The organism is Enterobacter sp. E20 (assembly GCF_000801755.2).
GTDB lineage: Bacteria > Pseudomonadota > Gammaproteobacteria > Enterobacterales > Enterobacteriaceae > Enterobacter > Enterobacter asburiae_B.
Genome location: NZ_CP012999.1, coordinates 1,842,376 through 1,862,469, shown reverse-complemented (window position 1 = coordinate 1,862,469; position 20,094 = coordinate 1,842,376). Strand labels below are relative to the sequence as shown.

The 20,094-nt window shown below is 51.8% G+C and carries 25 protein-coding genes; 2 read left to right on the top strand and 23 right to left on the bottom strand.

Annotation, left to right across the window (positions count from 1 at the left end; translation table 11 throughout):
- The 19 genes from NI40_RS08825 to NI40_RS08735 all read right to left on the bottom strand — a co-directional run bounded on the left by NI40_RS08825 (position 1) and on the right by NI40_RS08735 (position 16,501).
- Positions 1–756, bottom strand: a complete 756-nt coding sequence (locus NI40_RS08825; RefSeq protein WP_039261982.1) for a phage minor tail protein L — start codon at positions 754–756, stop codon at positions 1–3.
- The gene (locus NI40_RS08820; RefSeq protein WP_039262174.1) at positions 753–1,100 is read right to left on the bottom strand and encodes a phage tail protein; all 348 of its coding nucleotides are present in this window, start codon (positions 1,098–1,100) and stop codon (positions 753–755) included. Before NI40_RS08820 ends, NI40_RS08825 begins: the two co-directional genes overlap by 4 nt.
- Before the next feature lie 3 nt (positions 1,101–1,103).
- Positions 1,104–4,247, bottom strand: coding sequence for a phage tail tape measure protein (locus NI40_RS08815; RefSeq protein WP_039261980.1), 3,144 nt, complete (start codon positions 4,245–4,247; stop codon positions 1,104–1,106).
- A complete protein-coding gene (locus tag NI40_RS08810) occupies positions 4,231–4,503 on the bottom strand; it encodes a phage tail assembly protein T (protein ID WP_010429901.1) in 273 nt (90 codons plus the stop codon). The genes NI40_RS08815 and NI40_RS08810 overlap by 17 nt, the downstream gene beginning before the upstream one ends.
- Positions 4,504–4,553: 50 nt before the next feature.
- Complete coding sequence (gene gpG, locus NI40_RS08805; RefSeq protein WP_039261979.1) at positions 4,554–4,985, bottom strand: phage tail assembly chaperone G; 432 nt, start codon at positions 4,983–4,985, stop codon at positions 4,554–4,556.
- Positions 4,986–4,995: 10 nt separating this feature from the next.
- Positions 4,996–5,739: a phage tail protein gene (locus tag NI40_RS08800; protein ID WP_039261977.1), complete on the bottom strand. Its 744-nt coding sequence runs from the start codon at positions 5,737–5,739 to the stop codon at positions 4,996–4,998.
- A gap of 9 nt (positions 5,740–5,748) precedes the next feature.
- Positions 5,749–6,150, bottom strand: coding sequence for a phage minor tail U family protein (locus tag NI40_RS08795; protein WP_001704117.1), 402 nt, complete (start codon positions 6,148–6,150; stop codon positions 5,749–5,751).
- Entirely contained in the window at positions 6,147–6,725 is a 579-nt protein-coding gene (locus NI40_RS08790; protein WP_032623278.1) for a phage tail protein, read from the bottom strand. The genes NI40_RS08795 and NI40_RS08790 overlap by 4 nt, the downstream gene beginning before the upstream one ends.
- 9 nt (positions 6,726–6,734) lie before the next feature.
- Complete coding sequence (locus tag NI40_RS08785; protein WP_230852446.1) at positions 6,735–6,977, bottom strand: DNA breaking-rejoining protein; 243 nt, start codon at positions 6,975–6,977, stop codon at positions 6,735–6,737.
- A gap of 25 nt (positions 6,978–7,002) precedes the next feature.
- On the bottom strand, positions 7,003–7,329 hold the full coding sequence (locus NI40_RS08780; RefSeq protein WP_010429891.1) for a DUF2190 family protein: 327 nt from the start codon (positions 7,327–7,329) through the stop codon (positions 7,003–7,005).
- Positions 7,330–7,411: 82 nt separating this feature from the next.
- Positions 7,412–9,445 carry a ClpP-like prohead protease/major capsid protein fusion protein gene (locus NI40_RS08775; protein ID WP_176686747.1) on the bottom strand — a complete coding sequence of 678 codons (2,034 nt, stop codon included), beginning with the start codon at positions 9,443–9,445 and terminating at the stop codon, positions 7,412–7,414.
- Positions 9,372–10,871, bottom strand: coding sequence for a phage portal protein (locus NI40_RS08770; RefSeq protein ID WP_039261975.1), 1,500 nt, complete (start codon positions 10,869–10,871; stop codon positions 9,372–9,374). The genes NI40_RS08775 and NI40_RS08770 overlap by 74 nt, the downstream gene beginning before the upstream one ends.
- On the bottom strand, positions 10,868–11,083 hold the full coding sequence (locus tag NI40_RS08765; RefSeq protein WP_001704123.1) for a hypothetical protein: 216 nt from the start codon (positions 11,081–11,083) through the stop codon (positions 10,868–10,870). The genes NI40_RS08770 and NI40_RS08765 overlap by 4 nt, the downstream gene beginning before the upstream one ends.
- Positions 11,080–13,182, bottom strand: a complete 2,103-nt coding sequence (locus NI40_RS08760; protein ID WP_039261972.1) for a phage terminase large subunit family protein — start codon at positions 13,180–13,182, stop codon at positions 11,080–11,082. The genes NI40_RS08765 and NI40_RS08760 overlap by 4 nt, the downstream gene beginning before the upstream one ends.
- Positions 13,182–13,670 carry a DUF1441 family protein gene (locus tag NI40_RS08755; RefSeq protein ID WP_039261970.1) on the bottom strand — a complete coding sequence of 163 codons (489 nt, stop codon included), beginning with the start codon at positions 13,668–13,670 and terminating at the stop codon, positions 13,182–13,184. Before NI40_RS08755 ends, NI40_RS08760 begins: the two co-directional genes overlap by 1 nt.
- Positions 13,671–13,958: 288 nt before the next feature.
- Complete coding sequence (locus tag NI40_RS08750) at positions 13,959–14,183, bottom strand: hypothetical protein (RefSeq protein WP_039261968.1); 225 nt, start codon at positions 14,181–14,183, stop codon at positions 13,959–13,961.
- A 964-nt stretch (positions 14,184–15,147) separates the two neighbouring features.
- On the bottom strand, positions 15,148–15,666 hold the full coding sequence (locus NI40_RS08745) for a hypothetical protein (protein WP_039261967.1): 519 nt from the start codon (positions 15,664–15,666) through the stop codon (positions 15,148–15,150).
- A complete protein-coding gene (locus tag NI40_RS08740) occupies positions 15,663–16,199 on the bottom strand; it encodes a lysozyme (RefSeq protein ID WP_039261965.1) in 537 nt (178 codons plus the stop codon). The genes NI40_RS08745 and NI40_RS08740 overlap by 4 nt, the downstream gene beginning before the upstream one ends.
- Positions 16,199–16,501 (bottom strand): hypothetical protein, encoded by a 303-nt coding sequence (locus tag NI40_RS08735; protein WP_052206728.1) that lies wholly within the window; start codon positions 16,499–16,501, stop codon positions 16,199–16,201. Before NI40_RS08735 ends, NI40_RS08740 begins: the two co-directional genes overlap by 1 nt.
- A 230-nt stretch (positions 16,502–16,731) precedes the next feature.
- Here NI40_RS08735 and NI40_RS24085 point away from each other — a divergent pair, with 230 nt between their 5' ends.
- Both NI40_RS24085 and NI40_RS08725 read left to right on the top strand, forming a co-directional pair.
- Positions 16,732–17,658, top strand: a complete 927-nt coding sequence (locus tag NI40_RS24085; RefSeq protein ID WP_039261964.1) for a hypothetical protein — start codon at positions 16,732–16,734, stop codon at positions 17,656–17,658.
- Complete coding sequence (locus tag NI40_RS08725) at positions 17,645–18,178, top strand: hypothetical protein (protein ID WP_039261963.1); 534 nt, start codon at positions 17,645–17,647, stop codon at positions 18,176–18,178. The genes NI40_RS24085 and NI40_RS08725 overlap by 14 nt, the downstream gene beginning before the upstream one ends.
- 12 nt (positions 18,179–18,190) lie before the next feature.
- Here the strand turns inward: NI40_RS08725 and NI40_RS08720 are convergent, their stop codons facing one another.
- From NI40_RS08720 to NI40_RS08705, 4 genes are all read right to left on the bottom strand, one after another.
- Positions 18,191–18,535, bottom strand: coding sequence for an antiterminator Q family protein (locus tag NI40_RS08720; protein WP_039261961.1), 345 nt, complete (start codon positions 18,533–18,535; stop codon positions 18,191–18,193).
- Positions 18,528–18,896, bottom strand: a complete 369-nt coding sequence (locus tag NI40_RS08715; RefSeq protein WP_039261960.1) for a RusA family crossover junction endodeoxyribonuclease — start codon at positions 18,894–18,896, stop codon at positions 18,528–18,530. Before NI40_RS08715 ends, NI40_RS08720 begins: the two co-directional genes overlap by 8 nt.
- Positions 18,889–19,182, bottom strand: a complete 294-nt coding sequence (locus NI40_RS08710) for a Ref family recombination enhancement nuclease (RefSeq protein WP_039261958.1) — start codon at positions 19,180–19,182, stop codon at positions 18,889–18,891. The genes NI40_RS08715 and NI40_RS08710 overlap by 8 nt, the downstream gene beginning before the upstream one ends.
- Before the next feature lie 144 nt (positions 19,183–19,326).
- On the bottom strand, positions 19,327–19,611 hold the full coding sequence (locus NI40_RS08705; RefSeq protein ID WP_236918801.1) for a hypothetical protein: 285 nt from the start codon (positions 19,609–19,611) through the stop codon (positions 19,327–19,329).
- Positions 19,612–20,094 lie beyond the last annotated feature (483 nt).

Below are 20,094 nucleotides of genomic sequence, written 5' to 3'. Positions count from 1 at the left end.
TCAGCTCCTGATCAAAGACGTCCCCGGGAAGCCACCAAACGAGAGTTCGTTATTTTCGCCGAACCGAAGTTTGCAGGCCGTCAGAGTGCCGCTGCATTCATCCTGGGACGGATCGCTGACCGGGTTATTGTTTTTGTCGAAATAGTTGGTCCCGGCATAGTCGCAGCCGTCGCCGGTGCGATACTTGTTCCGGATGCACCAGGTACAGAGCGAATGCAGCTGACGCGTCGGAATCATCAGTCCCTGCAGGTCCATCGGACTTGAAAGTGTGAATTCCACGGCCTCGTTTGTCTCTGCGCTTTTGGCATCGATGTAAAATACTTTCACCTTTTCCTGCGTAGGGTCTGCCGTGGGGTTCCCGCCTGGAAAATTTCGGGCATCAAGGTAGCTGGCCAACGTATCATGGATCGTGACCTTCGCCTGCAGCAGATCATCATAGGCTAGACAGAGCGCAGTGATAGAGCTGTCGAGGTTAGCAACCGATAATTTAGGCTGCGCGCTGCTCCCACTGGTGGAAACCTCAATCCCCTCAATCTGACAGGGCCACGCTTTATATTCCTGCCCCTGCCACCAGATGGATTTCGCAGGCAGTTTACTTTCATCCCCACCAGCAGCATCAATCTCTTCTGGTGTATGCGCGATATTATGCGCATGGAAGAAAAGCACATCTGACATTCCGAAGGCCGTACCATCGACAGAAAAAAGCCGGACTTCATTGCCCGGCTCGAGTTTTTGATAATCAGCATTAAGGCTCATGGTGTAAATGCCTGTTCAAACGTTGCGGTTACGGTTTCCACTTTTTTATTCAGGGTGACTCGCTGAAGGCTGTCAGCCTCAACACGCCAGAGGGCTAAATCACCACCAGGTGGAGTGAATGTGAAAGACTTGGTTTTATGCCTCCGCAGAAATGAATGAATCTCTCTGGCTATTACCGGATCGCCAGTAAAAGAAAAGGCATAATTTAGAACCTCATCGTTCAGGCCAGAACCACTTACCTGCTTGTACCCATCACCGAACTGCGCCGTTCTGACTGTATCTTTGCTGCTCAGAGTGGGCTGGCTTGCTGCCTGAATCTTCCATGCAAAATGCTCTATGGCCATCATTTACCTCTGTTTAGTGGCATTCCAGATGATTCCCCCAGGCCTTGTTTCGCGCGCGATGCCCTCGCGGACCGAACGATCAACCACTTTCTGATAAGCCTGAGCAAGTGCACCATCGCCACTCTGTTGCTGCTTCGTATCGTTAGACTGCGCTGTAGTCACTGAAACGGGTGCGTAAACGTTAATCCCACCGATACCAGAAGCTGCTGCGCTCCCCCCGCCGACCAGACCACCGGAGGCATACCCTCGCATCAGCCGATAAAGATTGGCCACGCCGATGCGGCTGGTTGACTCTTTGGTGAAGACGAACTCCCCGCGGTGAACGATACCGGCTGGCTCGTACTTGCCGCCGTGCCCGGTAAAGCCGCCTGCGTCAAAGCCCGCAGGGCGGAAAGACGGTACCGAAAATGACTGACCTGCAGATACTGTATTGGTACCGCCACTCACCCAGCCCATTGCGCTCTGGATGGTGTAGGCCACCAGCAGCTGGTTGATAACGGAGACAATCATTTTAAGGATCGAGCTGGTGAAGTCCCTGAAGCTCGCCTTCCCGGTTGTCGTCAGGCTGGTAAGCTGACCCGCCAGCCCGCTGAACGTTGCCTGCGAAATCTGCTGAACAGAGCTGAAAACGTTTGTCGCAGAATCCTGATATTCGGCCCAGCCCTGTTTAGCCCCGGCCAGCCAGTTTGCGCGCAGAGCATCTTCAGCCTCGAACGTCGCCCTTTGCTCTTCCAGAACCTTTTGCTGCGCCTGAGGGTTGTACGAATAGCTTTCGCTGAGACGCTGCAGCGTAGTTTGTCGCCCGGCTTCCCGGGTGGATACCCCCTCAGACTGAGCCTGCAGGCCCGCCCTGGCGGCTTTTTGCTGCTGCTCAAACTTCACGGCTTGATCGGCCAACTGGTTGAGCTTTTGCTGGCTGGCAACCTTATCACCCAGGTCGGCCAGCTGCCGCTTGTACTCGAGCGTTTCTTCCTTGTGCGCCAGCAGGGATTTTTCCTGCGCCGTAAGCTGACGACGCCCCGCGGCCTCCTGCAGAACGGTGAACTGATTTTCAGTCTGCCAGAGATCCTGACGCTGTTTACTTATGACGTCGTTCACGCTGGTATGCTGCTCAAGCGTTTTAAGCTGGGCCTGAAGGGTGAGAAGTTCGGCCTGCGCCTTTTCCTCGGCTTTGTCCCCGGCGGGCGTTGAGTAGCTTTTGCCTTTCGGCGTTTTTGGATCCTTCCACTGCTTTTCAATCCCGGCGCGGGCCGCGGCAATGTCCTTTTCAGTCCACAGCGTGGCGACACCGTCTTTCGCATCCTGGCGGTTTTTCTCAATAAGCTGACTGAGCTTTTTCTCAGCTGAAGCCCGCTTTTCTGCCGCCGTCGCGCCGGACTCCACCAGCTGGTTAAACTGCTGCTGGCTGCGGATTGCCTGAGCCTGCTGGTCCGTTCGCATTTTTTCCCGCGCGGCTGCCAGCCCTTCTTGGGCGTATTGCTGATCGGCAAGATCGTAAGCCTGCTTTTTCAGCTCCACCTGCTGGCGCGCGTTTCTCAGCCTTTCCGCATCTGCTTTCTGCAGAACGTTGTTACCGGCATAATCCGGGTCGACCTTAAGATTGCTGGACAGCGCGCGGTACTCTTTCTCTGCTGCCTGCCATTCAGCAAAAGAGTCCTGGCGCTTCATCGGGGAGTCAGGATTACGCCCTATGCCAAGCATCGCATCCCATGCGCCGGAGGCGGCATTCTTCACCCAGTTCCAGGCTTTTTCGAGGGAGCCAAGATTATCCTCGACCGCCCCGGCGCGCTGAATGACCGCGTCGGAATATGCCCGCATGGCCAGCTCGGCAGCTTTCTGCGAATCCCCCAACGCCTGAGCAGAAGCTATCTGTTCATACTGGGTGGCAGTCAGAAAGTGAAGGGAATCGTTGAGCGTAGCGACCGCGTTAACCGGATCATCCTTCAGGCGTTTAAACTGATTTATGGTTTCGTCAACGGCCTGCCCGGTAGCCTGCTGCAGCCTGGCGGCAACATTGCTGACCATGCTGACGTCATTCCCGCTGAACGTGCCGCTTCCAACGACCTGCGCCAGCACGCCTGCAGCGGCATGCTGCGTGATGCCATTACCGGCCAGCGAGCGCGCCAGCGCCTGAAGCTGCCCTGACGTTTTCCCCGCGTAGTTCCCGGTCAGGATCAGCTGCCTGTTAAATTCCTCAGACTCTTTGCTGCCGTCATACCAGGCCTTACCCAGCCCGAATACCGCCGCGGCAATCCCACCAACCAGGCCGGCGATCCCCAGGCCGCGCAGCGACAGCAGCTGGTCTATCCATCCTGCCCGGTTCGCCAGCGTGATCCCGGAGCCGCGCAGCGCACCGAAGTTACCGCGCATGACCTCGCCGATAAGTACCCCCAGCTCCTGCCGGGCAGCAGCACTTTGCAGCCCCAGACCGTGCGTGGCCACTTTGGCAGCTTCAAGCTTGCGGATATAGACCTCAGCAGCATCGCTGGCACCGACCTGCGCCGCCTTCATGCGCAGCAGCTCGGTACCGGAGAGCTTTTGCTCTGCAACCTGTTGCTTCAGTTGGCTGAGGAATCGCGTGCGCGCGGCGGCCGATTTTTCCTCCACGATCTGCAGTTCTTTTTGACGGGCAGTGGTGCGGGAAATAAGGGCGAGATAATCCTGCTGGGTTATGTTGCCCTGTGCCCTCGCTGCGCGAAAGCGCGCCTGCACGTTCGCAAGCGACTGTGTCTCACCATTGAGCTGGCGAACGCCGTCAATCTGGCGGAAAAATGATGCCGCCAGTTCATCCTGTCGACGGGCAAGCGCTGCGGCCTGCCCGTCATTCTCACGCATGCGCTGATTAAGCTCGGTCACGCGGCGGTGAGTCTCATCAACGGACTTTGAAACGTTCTGCCAGTCTTTGGTCAGCCCTTCCGTTGCGGCCGACTGGCGGGATTTCATATCTGCGGCAGCCGCCGCGCCAGCGTCGCCAACGGTTTTAAACGCAGCCGCCTGCCGCTCGGAAGCGCGCTGCATTCGCGTCTGGACTTTTTCAGAGTCCTCAGCCATCCCGGTTAGCTGGCCCTTTATGCGGGCAACCTGCTCACTAAACGTGGCGCTGTCGACGTCAAGGTTGATGACCAGATCGCTAATCTGCTGGGCCATATCGGATACCTCCTGTTATCCCCTCAGCTGCGGCCATCAGCGCATCATCATCCGGCTCGTCATCGCTGATGACGATACCGGAAGGAGAAAGCAGGCTGAAATGTGCGGGGGTAAGTTCCGGGTCGCGGAAGAAAAGAGTGGAGATGGAATAAAGCAGCTCTGAGAAATGCGCATCGAGCTGCGCGTCCTGAAAATAATGCTCCCGGTAGAACTGGTGCCAGTCGCCCAGCTCACTGGAAGTCATTCCAGCCAGCATGGCGCGCCAGTCGGGTCGCCCGAACTCGCGCGCCAGATTCAGGACAAACGTCAGCTCGCTGGCAAGGGCTTTTCCGCCGTAACGGGTTCAGCGCTTTCGGCCTCCGCTGAGGAATCCGGATCGGCAACGTTGTCATCCTCAACCGGAACGAGCATGCCGGAGAGCAGCTTTATTTCCATTTCTGCTTTACCGATCGCCTCCGGCGGCCAGCCGCTAAGCACCTGCTGATAAAGCGTTTCCACATCCGTGCCAGCCGGATCGTTATGCCACAAAGACATCGCGATCAAACGCGCACCGCAGCGAATATTTGAGCCTATCAGCCTGGCCGTCATTTCCTGATCGCTGATGCCATCGCTGTCAGCGCTGACGGCCTTTTCCTCTGCGGCCATAAACGTGATGTACTCAATACGCTGCAGCGCCGACAGCTCGAAGATGGTCAGGGATTCTGTTTGCCAGGTGAACTTCTCTTTTTTCAGAAACATGCGTCCTTCCTTACGCTGCAGTTACGGTGACTTTGCAGACCGCAACGAAATTACCGTCGCTGGTCATAACAATAACGTCAGCGGAGCCTGCCGCCACGCCGGTGACGGTGATCGCGTTGCCGCTAACGGTGACCGTTGCTTTTGCCCCGTCGGAGGTTGCCACGCGGAACGAGGTATCTGAGGCACTGGCAGGGTTAACCGTCACACTGAGCGTTGTGGTTGCGCCGACGGCCACACTTGCCGTGGCTTTATCGAGCGTAACGCCGGTCACGGGGATATTCGGGGTCCCGCTTTCTTCTGCCAGTTCCGGCTTCCCGGTATTGGTGATTTTCGCTGTACGGGTAATGACCTCTTTTGCCGGAATGGCTTTACCCAGGCTGCTGCACCAGCCGCGGAAAACGTCGACGGTACCGTTCGGGTATTTGATTTTGTAATAGCGTACTGAGCCATCAATAAACCATGCGACAAGGTCTTTTTGCCCTTCTTCGCCCGGCTTCCAGGCGAGGGTGAACGAGGTATCACCAGCAGATTTTGCCCCCTGGGCCGTCGCGTTCCAGTCGGCATCCTCGTCGTCGAGGTAAGTGTCGTCATACGATTCGGCGGTCATTTCGCCCGGCGTCAGCTCTTTAATTTTCGCCAGGCGGTTCCAGTCGATATCCGAGAGCGGGTTAGCGAAAGCGTTGCCCGTTCCGGTGTAAAGCCAGAGGGTGGTACCGGCACCTTTCACGGGGGCCAGCGGGTTTGGAGTAGGCATAAGTACCTCTTAAATTGAATAGGTGATTAAGTACGTGAAATCGACTGAACCCCAGGTGGCCATTTCATCATCCCGCTGATAGTCATAACCCTGCGGGGTGAACGTCTCGACCAGTTCGGTCAGACCCGGGATGAAGGCCATTGCCGGATACACTTTCTCTTCCATCCAGGAATCAAGCGCGCTGTCGGGGCTGGAGGCTTTAAGAAATACCTCGATGTGAACAACCGCCTGCCACGAATCTTCGTCAAGCGAATCGCCGGTGTACTCCGCGTCAGAAAGGTATACAGCCACTGCAGGGAGATCCTGCTCTTCAAGAAAAACAGGGCGACCGTCAAACCAGGTGACCGTGTCGGTGATCTCGGCTTTCAGTTTTGCCAGAATGGCTGCACGAATTGCGCTGTGTCTGTTCATCGCTTCAGGTGGATCCTCAGTTGGTTTTTCAGGGCTGCGGAAAGTTCTTTAGGCATATCGCTTTCAATAAGGCGCTTTGAAATAGCGGTGAAGGCCACGGTGAGCGGTGTCTCAAGAGGAACTTTGACCACATCAATCGGATAACGGGCCTGACCTACGCGCCGCATGACCTGCCAGCGCCCGTTCGAAAGCTGTTGGATAAAAGCGTTACGAAAGGTATAGGGCCCGATTTTTAGGACGCTGCCCGCTCCGTTTCTGGCCCCTTTTTTACGCGAGAGCCGGACGCGCGCCGTGCCTAGCTTTATCGCAGGAAGATTACCGCGGTTGATTTTTATCGACGCGACCGGGCGATCGTGACGGGCCTTGCGCAGACGGGAACGCTGGCGGACCAGACGAACCGGAAGCCCCTTTTTCCGGTTATCATCAACTGTTGCTTCTTTCGCTACAGCTTTGCTCCCCTGGCTTATCGTTCTGCTGGCCACCCGGTTAAGTGCTTTTGCGGTTGCCTCAGGAACGATTAACCGGCTGAGGCTGTTCAGGTTCTGAATAGCCCTTTCCAGTCCTTTCACAGACATAGCGCCTCCTCATTCTAGATGGATGCGGGGTTTTCCGTTGAACATGTCATAGCGGGTAACGGTCAGGTTCTTACCGTCGTAATCGACACTGTCGTTTCGGCGTGGCTGGTAAAGCTCAGAGAAAACCACCAGCGAAGTACCCGTTCCCGACAATGGCCCCATTTCCTCGAGCTGCTCGGCGGGAACAACGTCATAGCTGCTGCCATTGATGATCGCTGTCTTTCCCATCTTTTTTATGGTGGCCGCGTCCATGCGCGCCGCCATCCGGTCAAAGGGGTTAGGCATTGATCTTAACTTCAACAACGGTGGTGTTTGCCCCTGCATCTTCCCAGGCGATGCCCGCGGCAACGGCGTCCGTTTCTTCGATCGTGATTTTGCCGTCCTTCAGATACACCTGCGCCCCGGCAGTAACCGCATCTGCGGAAACTTTTGGCAGGAGGAAAACCCCCTCAGTAAAACCGTCCCCGGTATCGCCAGCCGGGATATCGGTAATTGCCACCGCGATAAGTTTTCCAACAACAACCGGGTCGCCGCTGTGAACATCGGTTGCACCACCGTTTACCAGAGGGATCGTCTTCCCGTCCTGCGCATAGTTCTTAGCCATAATTTCTCCATTCAGCCCCTTGCGGGGCTGGTTTCAGGTATAAAAAAAGCCCTTACGGGCGTCTGTTTGTCAGGACTGTTTTTTACTGACCAGTGGATTTGGTCATGCCGCGATAGTCCAGCGGTGCAACACCGGCATCAATGCGCACTTTCGTGGCGATACCATCAGTGGTGAAGCCTTCCTGCTGATCGATGTACGGCGTGTCGACGCCGTTGAGATAAGCGACTTCAATAGTGTCGGTGCCCTTCGCGGCAGCCAGATACCAGGCTTTCGCATCAGCTTCATCCAGGCGTGGTTCGGCAATGACCTCTGCAAAGTTCTGGATAGGGTTAACGATCCCGGCATTGATGTCTGCACCTTTAACACTGGCCGACTTGATGGTCTGATTTGCCAGAGTTTCCAGGGCGACGGGCACCAGCATGTAGGCCGGACGGATATTCAGGGTTCGCTCCCCCTCCTTCTGCAGACGCATCAGCTTGCGCGATTCGTCCAGGCTGGCCACAGAAATTGCGCCCGCGCTCAGGTTCTTGTGATCGGCATGGAACAGCGCCTTTCCGTCTGAGAGTTTCGGGTTTTTAGTCAGAATGGCGTAAACCAGATCGCCAATCGTTGCTTTCGCAGCGCGCCCCATCTTCATCGGTACGTCGGTAAGCTGGTTCAGATCGTCGTTGATGATCGCCTGGCGGGTTACTGAGAAGATTTCACCATACGTGGCAAGCGCGATGGTTTCGCCTTTGTCACTGGTAGTGATGTACTTGTACTCAGCCCCTTCGCGAACTTTTCGCAGAGAAGGGAAACCACCCATACCGACACGATGCGCCGTTTTGAAGTCCGACAGCTGGCCTTTTTTGGTCCACTGCTCGAAGGTTTCCTGCGCCTCGTCCCAGCCCTGAATCAGCGCTTTGTTCGCAACATCAAGCAGAATGTTGCCAAAGTCAGAGGTGCTGTGGGTCAGCGCCAGGCCAACCATCTGCATCGGGTTGTAGCTGGCCACGCCGATACCTTTTTCAGTCAGGGCCATACGCGCATACTCGCGCAGCGTCATACCGTTAAAAACGTTATCCCGCTCCTGACCTTCGAACCCGGCACGCGCCATCAATGCCTGGCGAATACCATCCGCGACGAAGTTACCGTTGCCCGCATGAATATGCGGCTGGGTGGTTTTATTGGACGGCGTGGCCGTTTTACCGAGTTCTGCCAGCAGCAAATCTTTCGCCTTATCGACGGAACAATCAGGGTCGGCCACACACTGATTCTGCAGTTCCATGTGCTTATTGCCGAACATGGCAAAGAGATCGCCGATAGCGTTAACACGGGCTTTCTGCTCAGCCAACACCTGCGCGCGGATCGCATTTTCATCCGGTGCCGGGTCAGTTTTTGCCTGCGGTGCCTGAGGCTGGGTAATAACCGGGTCACGCTGGGTAGTGTTGCGCGGCGGGGTGATCATGTTGCGAATGCTTTTTGGCATTTTTTCAAATTCCTCAATACGTTTTGAATGAATACAGGCCATAGCCTGAAGGGATGGTGTCACCTGGTCGGCAAAACCCAGTTCAAGGCACTCGCTGCCGTTCATCCAGGTTTCGTCCTCCAGCATTGCCGCAATTTCTTCGGTGGATTTTCCGGTTTTCTGCGCATAAGCCGGGATAAGAACGGATTCAACTTTGTCGAGCAGATCCGCATAGTCGCGCATATCGCTCGCGTCACCACCAGCAAACCCCCAGGGCTTATGGATCATCATCATCGTGTTTTCAGGCATGATGACCGGATTGCCTACCATCGCAATCACCGAGGCCATGGAGGCCGCCAGACCGTCGATATGCACGGTAATCGCCGCGCCGTGGTGCTTCAGCGCGTTATAAATAGCAATACCGTCGAAGACATCACCACCGGGCGAGTTGATATAAAGATTGATGTGGGTGACGTCCCCAAGTGCCCGGAGATCATTGACGAACTGTTTCGCCGTTACGCCCCAGTACCCGATTTCGTCATAAATAAAAATGTCGGCCTCGCTGTTATTGCTGGCCTGCATGCGGAACCACGAATTACTTTTTGCGCTGGCTTTCGGACGGTGGCGCGCCCGGTTCTTTGGCTTCGGCACTGGTGCCTCCTTTATCATTGGCGGGGTCGGTGTCAAACACCAGGCCCTGTTCACGGTTCTCGTCAACCTCCGCTTTACGGCGTGACTTAACATCATCCGGGTTGCGACCGCTGGCACGTATCCAGTCGGATTCAGTAGCAGCACCGCCACGGATCTGCGTTTTCCAGGCATTCGCTTCTTTAACGGGATCAATCCACGGCATAACGGGGCCCGAATAAACCGCGTTATAAAGCGAGTCCATATCGATGCCTCTCGGCAGCTTGATTTCTCCGGCAGCAATAGCCATCTTCAGCCAGGCCCGGTACATGGGCCGGGTCACTGAACCGATGAACCAGTCCTGAAGAATCAGATATCCGTCGGTTGACTCGACAAGCTCCTGCCGCTGGGCACTGTACGTTCCGTTGTAGTTTCTGGATGTGCTGGAAAAGCTAAGGCGACTGCCGGCGGACACGGCACGCAGCTGTCCGTTACGAAACGACTCGAGGTTAGGGTTCGGGCGATCGGATTTAATCATCCCGATTTCTTCCCCGGCCTGCAGTTCGTCATAGAGCATACCGGGCTGGATCATCAGCTCGCGGTCATCGCTGCCGGAATCAGAATCGAAGCTCTGTCCGTCGCCTTTTTTGATATACATGCCGAGTGCCGCAGCAATTCTGGCAGCGGTAAGCTCCGAGTCCTCGTACTCTTTCAGCGCGCTCAGACGCATCAGAACACCTGATAAAAGAGACGTTCCGCGGGTCTGGTGCAGGCGTCGTGTGAATTTGAGATGAAGCATGTTTTCTGCATCTATCTCTTTGGTATCGAACTGACGCCCGGATACTGGCAGGCTTTTATAGACCTGATATTTTTTCGGGCGCCCCCAGTTATCGACAAAAACGCCCTGATTGAGCTGGGTGGCGGCATCGCTGTTCATCGGCACGAAGTCCGGCTCCAGCGCTTCCAGCCAGAACGGCACGCCAGCAACCGGCTGAAGACCATTTCCGGTACCGCGAACCAGCTGAGCAAATACCTCACCGTCCCGGAGCCACGTTCGAAGCATCAGCCGCTCCAGCATGGGGCGGGTAAACTGGGTTGTAACATCGGGTCTTACGGACCATTCGCCCCACTTTCTGCGGATATCAGTGGCCAGCTTTTTAGCGATCTTCCCGTTACTCAGCATCGGATGCGGTTCAACTATGATGCCCTTCGCACCCACCACCCTTTCTTCCAGCTTGTCGAAAACGCCAATCACCAGATCGTGGTTGTTGTCCAGCCAGCGCGCCTGCTGCCTCAGTGAAACCGCCCCCATCTGGCTGAGCTGATCGGCTGAACGATTTTCCTTCTGGGCTTTGTGGGTACGCGTTTGCTTTACCGCCTCATACGCCTTAATAACCGCGCGGGCGCGCAGGCGTGAGGCTTTCCAGCCTGGTGAAAACAGGCCAATCGCATCATCTAAAAAACTCATCCAAACCTCGCCAGCCTGTAGCCGGGTCGCCCGCGGCGTTTGTTATTGAGCGTTGCCAGTCGTCGCTCCCATTCCTGACGGCCTTTTCTGATTTCCGACAGGTTTTCGAGCGTCATCTGCTGCCCGTTGAAAGTGATTGATTTCCCCTCCAGAACAGACAGCTCGGCTGCAGCGTAGCGGTCGATCATGTTTTGAATATCTGCTGGATTCACACCCAACCTCCTGACGAAGACCACGGATTAGCCTGCTCGGTTACGGGCTTCTCACGTTTTGGTTTTGATTTAGATTTCGGCGCAGGCGGCGGGGATGGCATTTCGCCAGCTTCCGTCTGCGTGTCCTCGATCCACGTTTCCCGCCGTGCCCACTCAGGAGCAGACGGCCATTTGATTTTTTCGTAACCACTAAGGATGGCGAGCGCGTCGGCATAAACGAGCAGGTCAAATGCTTCGTTTGCGCCCCGGCCGGGCTTACTCCATTTCCCTTCATTCGAGCGTTCCTCATACGTCAGTTCGTCATAGAACCAGCTGCCCAGCCAGGCGGGGAAATGCACATAGCCAGGGCCGGGTGAATCACGCCACAGCGCATTATTCACCCGGTCTTTAAGGGCATCGGTCTGGAGAAGATAAAGAGGCACATCACCCGTCGCCTGTGCGCGGCGCGTTGATCTGCCCGTGTTGTCGGGAAACGTTCGCTGGATAAGTTTGCTGCGCCTGACGCTGTCCCCCTTGAAGAGATAGATACGCTTACCCAGCCCCTCACGGCGACATCTGCGCCAGAACTTGTAGGCATTATCCGTCACGCCATCTTCGCCCCCTGAGTCCACGGCCATCGACATCAGCCGCATGCCCTTTGACGGGTCAGCTGCGAGTGGCCACGTTTTATCAAAGACGTCGGTGAGTAAAAGATCCCAGTCCTCCGGATAGCTCGCCGGATCCACCTGAATGCTTTCCCCGTTGCCGTCACAGCGCAGCGAATGCCGGATGTTGTAACGGTCAACTATCCAGCGCTCACCCATACTTCCATAACCCGTAATCTGCACAACAAAGCGCCGGTTGCGCCCGGCCTGCACGTCCACGGTCGCAGTGAGAAACTGCACGCCATCGGGTACCGAACGTTTTGGGACTTCTTCTGCACGCTGCTCGAGCAATTCACTTTTACGCTGCTCCATGCTGGCCCGCGGCAAATAGGGCCTGCCGAAATCGGTGTTGATCACCGTCTTCAGGGTTTCTTCGCTGCGCGTGGATTCATATTCCTGCTCGGCGGTCAGGAACTTATAAATAAGCTGCGCCCAGGTCTGGTAAGCAGCTGCCGGACCTTCCATCCAGAAGGAGGCAATACGGGAACGACGGCCATCACCGCTAACCTGGCCTTTCCTGTCGATGGTTTGCCCGTCCCGGAGCCAGACACATTTCATGTTCAGCGCACGCTTCATGTCCGGTGTGATCCTGCCTTTACAGGCCGGGCACTGTAGAAAAGCCGCTTCGCTGGCAAGCACAGGATCGCTGCTGTCGCGGTACCCGGTCATATTGTCCATTTCCGGCTGGAAATATTCGCCGCAATGCGGGCATGGCCAGTAAAGACGACGGCGGTCACCACGGTTATAGAGCGATAAAATTCCGGTGGTCGGAGGGGCTTCATGGGGCGTGGAACGCCGCCATTTTGTGTCTCTGATATCCCTCCCGGGCGAGCTTTCAACCAGCGTCATCCCGGAGGACATGAATGTCGTGGTACGCTTCGATGCCAGTGAAAAAGCATCCCCCTCCCCGTCGATATCTTCCGGAAAGCGGTCATAATCCGTCAGCGCCACACTCTTATAGTCCGAGGACGACATGATATTGACGGATGGCCAGCCAAGCTTCAGATAGTTACCGGCGCGGAATGTACGGTCGTAGACGTTGTTATCGTTACGTCTTGGGCTTAGCCGGGTTTTAACTTCAGGGCTACAGCGAAAAGTACGGTCCAGGCGTTTTTTGGAATGCTCGCGCGCTTTTTCCTCTGATACCTGAATCACAAGCATATCTGCCGGATCGCAGACAATGTTATAAACAATCCAGCCGTCAATCAGCCCGATGGTTTTACCCGTTCGCGCCGGGCCCACAAACACCACCGCATCGTATTCACGCGATGCCAGGCAGTTCATCGGCTCAATCACATAGGGTGCCAGATCCGGATCCCATGGAACTGAGTTTCCCGCCCCCATTGGCACGCGCATATAAGTACTGACCGCATCGGCCACCGGCATACGACGCGGGGCTCGTAAAATACCGGAGACATCGCGGCGGATGTCCCTGGCGGATGCCCGCTTTGCCATCAGTCCTCCTCAGGCTCTTCCTCCTCTTTTTCAGCTTCCTGCACCCTCTCCGCCATCTGGTCGCGCAGATCATCAATAACGCTTTGCACACGAACTACCGCAGCAGGCGTTAAAGCACAGTCGCGCTCGAGCACATCCGGGAGGGTTTCAAGTACCATGACGACGGCTTTCGCCATCAATGAGAATTCTCGCGCCACTTCATCTGCGGGTATTAACTGCCCCGTATCCTGTTCGAACTTCAGCCTCTCATTCTCTGCTTTCCAGTGGGACAGCCTGTCAGAGGGGGGCATATCATCGATGTTGGCCGAAACGGTAGGGATCATCAGTTCGGTCAGAATGTCGGTCACCAGATAGAGCTTTAACTTGCTGTTGCTGCCTGGAGCAGGTTCAACATTTTTCAGTCTCGCGGCAACCGTCTGACGGTGTACGCCGGTTATCCCTGCCAGCTGGTTGATATTGAGTTTTAAAGTGGCAATTTCCTGGTCCATGATGGTGAACACTTTTTGAACGATTCGACATCTTGCGAAAATGGCCTCTAATTAAATCAAAGACCTGCGCACATGATGATGATGACCCTAGATCCGAAAAACTAGCCGTTTCCCGCGAGCGCGCCGCCCCGTGGCAGGCCACCTCACTGGGAGGACCCATGAGAAAATGCAGGATTAATAACCTCGAAAGTTGACAGTTTACCCATGCTAGTTGCTGAAGGAGTTTATGAGAGGAACATAAAAACAACCCCGCTATCGCAGGGCCGAAGTACTACTCAAAGTGGGGAGTTAGTACAGCATCTCTCTGGCCTGAATAATTTCACGTTCATCTAGCTGACGATCAGATGCAAAGAAACACTCCTCAATGATATCTCTACCGGGATATAAAAAAGACATTATTTGAAGGTCTATGTTGGTAGTGTCTGGGTACTCAAGACGAAGCGAATCAAGATGTTCTCCAACTTCGATGAGGTAGGGATCATTGCCATTAAAAAAAACGATGAGTTTTCTCATAAAAACCACTCCGCTATTTTCATAGACAATGACCTTATCACAGGTTTTTGGTGAACACCTACAATTGAACCGTCTTAAACTCACACATATAATAAATATGTTAATATCAAAGCCGGTATACCTAGCAATAAAGTGAATACAATAAAAACTATAGCCAATTTCCTATAGCCCAGTTTAAACATATAAAATGACTCAGCAACTAGTATTAAGCATAGGATCGGAGACAGCCCCAGAAAAAAAGTTGTTAATGTCGAATGATTTAGAACTTGTACCAACTTACCTTTCCTTTTAAGGAACGAACCTTCTCAAAAAAACACTACCGTAGACACACCTGAAACAATAAACAGTGAAAGACATAAAATCGTTAATCCTTTCATCTGTAGACCATAAGAAATTAATGTTAAGCTCAGAAACAAAGTGGCAAGTGTGAGACTGAAAAAAAGAAAGAATGTATTAATTTCTTCACTTTGAATAATCATATTCTTGACACCTTCGAATAGCTTTAACTGCAATTATCGTCTTCGTCCATATTAACTTTAACGGAAATTGCCTCTTTAGTCACTCACAGAATTCAATCCATGAACTTTATCATTTTAAAATCTGGTAGTTACGTTAGTATCGTACAGTTCAAGTATATAGCAAGTGTTCATGTTCAATCGGATGCGAGGTTCCTACCGCTTCTCACCCTAAAGAAATTCTCAATAAGTACCGCTTACGCTTGTTGATTACTTAATGACTGCCATGCTGTACAAGACTCTGATGCGGAGTTTGCCACTCCAGGGAAGCATCTATAAAAAGAGCAAGTGAAACTGAGACTCTGGTAGCCCTCCATGCGGGGGCTTTTTTTTACAATGCAGCGCTTCGCTTGTTAAATATTGAGTCTTTTCTACAATTTAATAGTGCTTTGCTATGTCAGGTAAAGCCGTCGTTCAGGAATACCCGTGTGCTCAAGGACGAGCCATCCCTAGTGCTTTCTTTCCAACTCGATCTGCCTTATGCCAGCCAGGTTATTGTTGCCCTTCTCAATCACGGCCAACAGCGGCTTAATCCAGAGCACAGCCTGGCAGTATGTTATTGAGCCGGCGGCAGCGGTACTATCATAGGCTGCGTCAGGTCTGCTGGTATCGGTGTGCATGGCGCTGGCACGTAAACGGTGCGCGTATTTGAGCAGCCCACCAGCGACATCAGCAGGAACAGGCAGATCACAGGTTTTTTCACGGCGGAGAATCTCCCGGTATTCGATTACGGTTTCTTCGGTGTTGGTGTCGATCAGGGAGTTAAGCTTATTGGCATGTTCTGCAACCTGATTGAACCGATTGAAGTTTAATGCCTGGGTGGCGATCACCTGCCCCTGCAAAGAGTTGTCACTTCGCAGAACGTCGTTATCGCTCTGAAGGTTACTGACGTCCGAGCAACTCTTAACGAGGGCGACCGAAAGAACAGCAATAACGACAACGCCGATTAGACCCGGATTAATTTTCATTGGTCCAGCCCCCAGCATGCCAGCGCACTTTCTTGATCACGCCGCTCGACCTGCCCATAGCAGCCATTCTTCTGGCCTTTGGTTAGTCGGCAATCACGTCCACCGTCTTTAATCCACCAGCGAATAGCTTCACAGGCCCCCTTCCGGTCACCAGCATTGATGCGCTTATAGAACGTGGACGGGAAGCATTTACCCGGCCCGATGTTGTAAGGGCAGAAAGATGCGATCCCGGCTTTCTGCGGCTCGGTAAGCGGTACCGTAATATTGCGGTCAACCCACGCCAGAGCCTTATTTCGTTCGATAGTATTCACCTGATTGCATTTGGCCTGAGTCAATTTCATGCCCTGCACAACCGGTTTACCATCAACCATCGTGGCGCCACGGCAAATAGTCCAGATACCACTGCCATCTTTGTACGCCGTGAGGCTGTTACCCTCCTTCTCATTCAGGAACTGATCGAGAATGAGGGATGCTGGCGCACCAGCGAGTACCAGCCCCAGAATAGCAGCACTCAGTTTAGCTCTGGTCCCCATCAGTCACCTTCCTTTTGTAATGCCTCAACGACCACGCTTGCTGCTGCGGGACGTTCGTGAATGGGTTTATCACCAACGCCTTTCAGGTAGTCATTGACCATTTTTGTTCGCTTCTCATCCTCTCTGCGCCTGCGGTTTGCATCTACCCGCCCGTTAATGTACGAGGCTAGCGAGATAAGCAGACCAGCAGCGCCAAAGAACATGAACACCAGATCCTGAGTGGTAAATCCAATGGCTGACGCCAGAGCTGCTACCCACGCGAAGAACTGCGTGAAGATGTTCCCTGAATCGTTCATTTTCATCGTCTCTCACCTCGCTGTGTGCGGGTGCTGTGTGAGGGAAATAAAAAAGGCCGCCCGCAGGCAGCCTTAAAAAGATAAACCCCACCAATTTAGGTAGGATTTCGATGATTAAGCGGTATGACAAAGTAACCACTCTTAACAGATTACGATAGTTTTTGCGTACGCGTTAGTTTTTTGGTTTGATAGAATCAATTCCACACAGCAAAAAATCTCAAAGGGAAATAATTAGAATGCGAATCAAAGGTAATGGCTTTTCCATTAGTACCGACAATGGCAACATCAATTTACTTGATATAATCAGAAACTTCATGACTTACAACACCCAAGTTGTTAATTATTCTGACTACTCAAGAAAAATTTTGATCAGTGAAGAACAAAACTATTTTATTGGATTAGTACTTACATTCAAAAATCAAAGAAAGAACTGTTTATCAAGAATCGACAACGGAAGATTTACAATAAAAGTTGAAGATCTTCAAGGTGAAGATAAAATAGTTAACTTCAATTTTTTCTGCATCAATAAAACATCCTTAAAAGGACTGTACCTTTATTATCGTGGCTCATGCTCGCTAAATAACTTATTTAGCAAATTCCAATCGCAATCAAACAGATTTATTAGAAAAACCATTTCTACAGAGAAAAAAGCTTTAGGAAGAAATGCTACAGAAGATCAAAAAGAAGCGATTGACACAAAATACTCACAACGAGTGAATTTTAATATACTAGTTGATCGTGCTGATATAGTCGATACTCTTTCAGCATTTAGTTCTATAAAATCTGCAGGATTCCGCTTTGAGAATATCGATTTTACCTCACCTGAACTACGGGGGGTAGAACAATTCACAAGAAGTACTGAAGTGACTTTTAATATTGATGAAAATGATAGAACGAGGGTAAGGCCAATAGCGGATCATATTGGACAATTATTTAGGAATATTCAACATATTACAAAGGGTCGTATTGAAGCAATTGATCATGCTGGCAACGAAAGGATTGTTGACCTTATTAACTCCCCGGCATATTTCATAGAATATGAATTTGACGATATGGCTGAGCATGTTGATGGTCTGACTGATGATAACTTTTCAACAAACCCTATAGTTGATATAATTAAGGCTGAAATGGAAACTGGAGCAAAACATCATGAATTTAGCTGATCGCTTCACATCTACCTCATTTAGAAACCAGCTTATATGGCTGGTTATAGCTTCTATTTTCATTTCAGCTATATTATTTTTTGTTTTGAAAAACCTATGCACTTTTGAATATGGTTTTTACGATTTTTATGCAAAGAGCCTGCGTGGATATCTATTCTCTGGTTTTATTTCAGTAGGCTCATTTTTACTTTCCCTTCATACTTTTGTGATTGTAAACCTTAAAGACAAACTGTTTTCTTCTACACACTACCGTGAAAGATTTGCCACCGCAAATCAAATAGAAGTGGATGCTATCAAAGAGAAAGACATATTAAAACCTTTAGATAGATTATCGTCCTTTATTAATATATCAATATGGCTTTCAATTTCCACGGCAATAATACAGTTTACCTTGGGTTTAGCGCCCTATAGCTTTGTAGCAATTCCATGCATATGGTTAGGGCTCCTCACCATTTTGTTTATGCTAAACTCATTAGTACTTATAAGAATTAATATTAAGGATATGCTCCATCAATCTTGATGGAGCAGCATCTTAGGTAATTATAGACAATATTCCGGAAACGAATCCAAGTGCATTTTGAAGTTCACTTCTAATCTTACCATCTGAACACTTTCTTTTCTTAGCAATAGCCCTTAAGGATATACCAATAACAAAGTGAGCAATAATCAGTTCATACTCTTCGTACTTGTACGTCCTCAGGCGCGTGACGCAACCATCAATCATGATCCCTTCATCATCATCACATTGCAGGCGTGACTTCTTACCGTGCGGTAGCAACCCTTTAAAACCAGCAGCTATTGGTTGCCAATCGACTCCACTGCTATCTGCAGCAGCCCAGGCCCCCCAACGGTCCATTACCTCGTACATGTCACGCATTTTTCTCTCCAATGTTTTCGATAATTATCATTCCGGTTTCGCCCCATACTTTTGATGTCCGGGCGTCCCAAATGTGGGAATCATCCTCAAACAAGGCGTCCAACAGAGATTTTGTTAAGTTGTCCAGGTCGGGCTTTTGCTGATGGGGTTGTCCGTCCATAGCTGCGCGTTTTTTCTTGGTCCAGCTCGTCGGCATCGGCAAAACGAATGTGATATGTGCGCCGTTCTCCGGCACCCGAATTCCATGCAAGCGGGCCTCATCGCAAAACATGCGATAGCGCATCACCGGCGGGCGCTGCTTCCATTTATCAGCGCGGGTCATGCGTGGTTTTCCGACAGGAGTGATGAGGTATTTAGGCATAAAATACTCCCAGCTCTAACTGGACCTGCTCCAGCAGCTGCAACTCGGTACCGAAGTTTCTCTCCCATTGCTTACGGCCAGCATGAATGGCCACACCATAACCGCCGTTGCGATGGTGCATATGGCACAGAGGAATTGATTTCCGATGGTCAGCGCGCTGGCTTGCGCCCTGCCCGGTTCGGATGTGGTGGATTTCCGCAGGCGTTTCGCCCAGGTTCTGATTTCTGCACACGATGCAGCCCAGTGCGGCCACACGCGAAAGATGGAGGCTATCTGCTTTCTTCATGCTGGACCACCAGCATAAGCAGAAACACCGCACATAGACGGGCGGTGAGAATGATTTGGGGTAAAACTCTGCGCCATTTTGATTCCTCAGGTTGGCGCAGTAATCAGTGGGTGTTCAGCCCGTTTGATTATTATAAATCAACACTTACGGCTTGAGAACCTTCAGTGTGTTTGGCAGGGTGTTTAGGTTAATTATCCGTTCATCAGTACTGAGAACTTGGGCAGAAAGTTTGTCACCATTCCGGCGTATCAATGTGCGTAACGCATTGCTGGTTACCAGATAATCGGTAATCTCACCCTCAGACAGACATAAGACAAGCATTCCATCTTTCACGAGACTGGCGGCAAATTCATTCAATTTCATTGTTATTTCCCTAACTGATGGATTTCCCTGAGGAGAAATCCTTTTGCCCTCTACTAACTGGTTCATCAACGAACCCGAAAAAATGAGTGTTCTCTCTGCCTGTCGTACTCGGATAGACAGAACCCTAACGCACCAAACTAGACTGTATATACATACAGTAATGCCGTATGGGGAAATGTTCAACCTTTTAAAAGCACAAAATGTCAATCTCCAATGACTAGAAAAGGTTTAACGCTCAAGCTATCCGTCTGAATTTAAATGATTTATAAAAAACAAAACATCCCAAACGCCCAAAAAAAAACCTCCCTGAGGAGGTTTAGTCTTCGCGAAGTGTTTTACGCCCAACCTGTTTTACCGTAACTGCCATAAGGTTGATTAGGGCGACTGCCACACTCCCTAATGTGCCTAAAGCAAAGTCACTCATTTCAACTTTACCCAACCCAAGAAAAATCAAAAGGACCAAGTATGTCAATATGGATGAACAAAAAACACATAATAGCTGTGAAACAAAAATCCTGAATAAAAGACTTTTTTTGTATTGTCGCATTT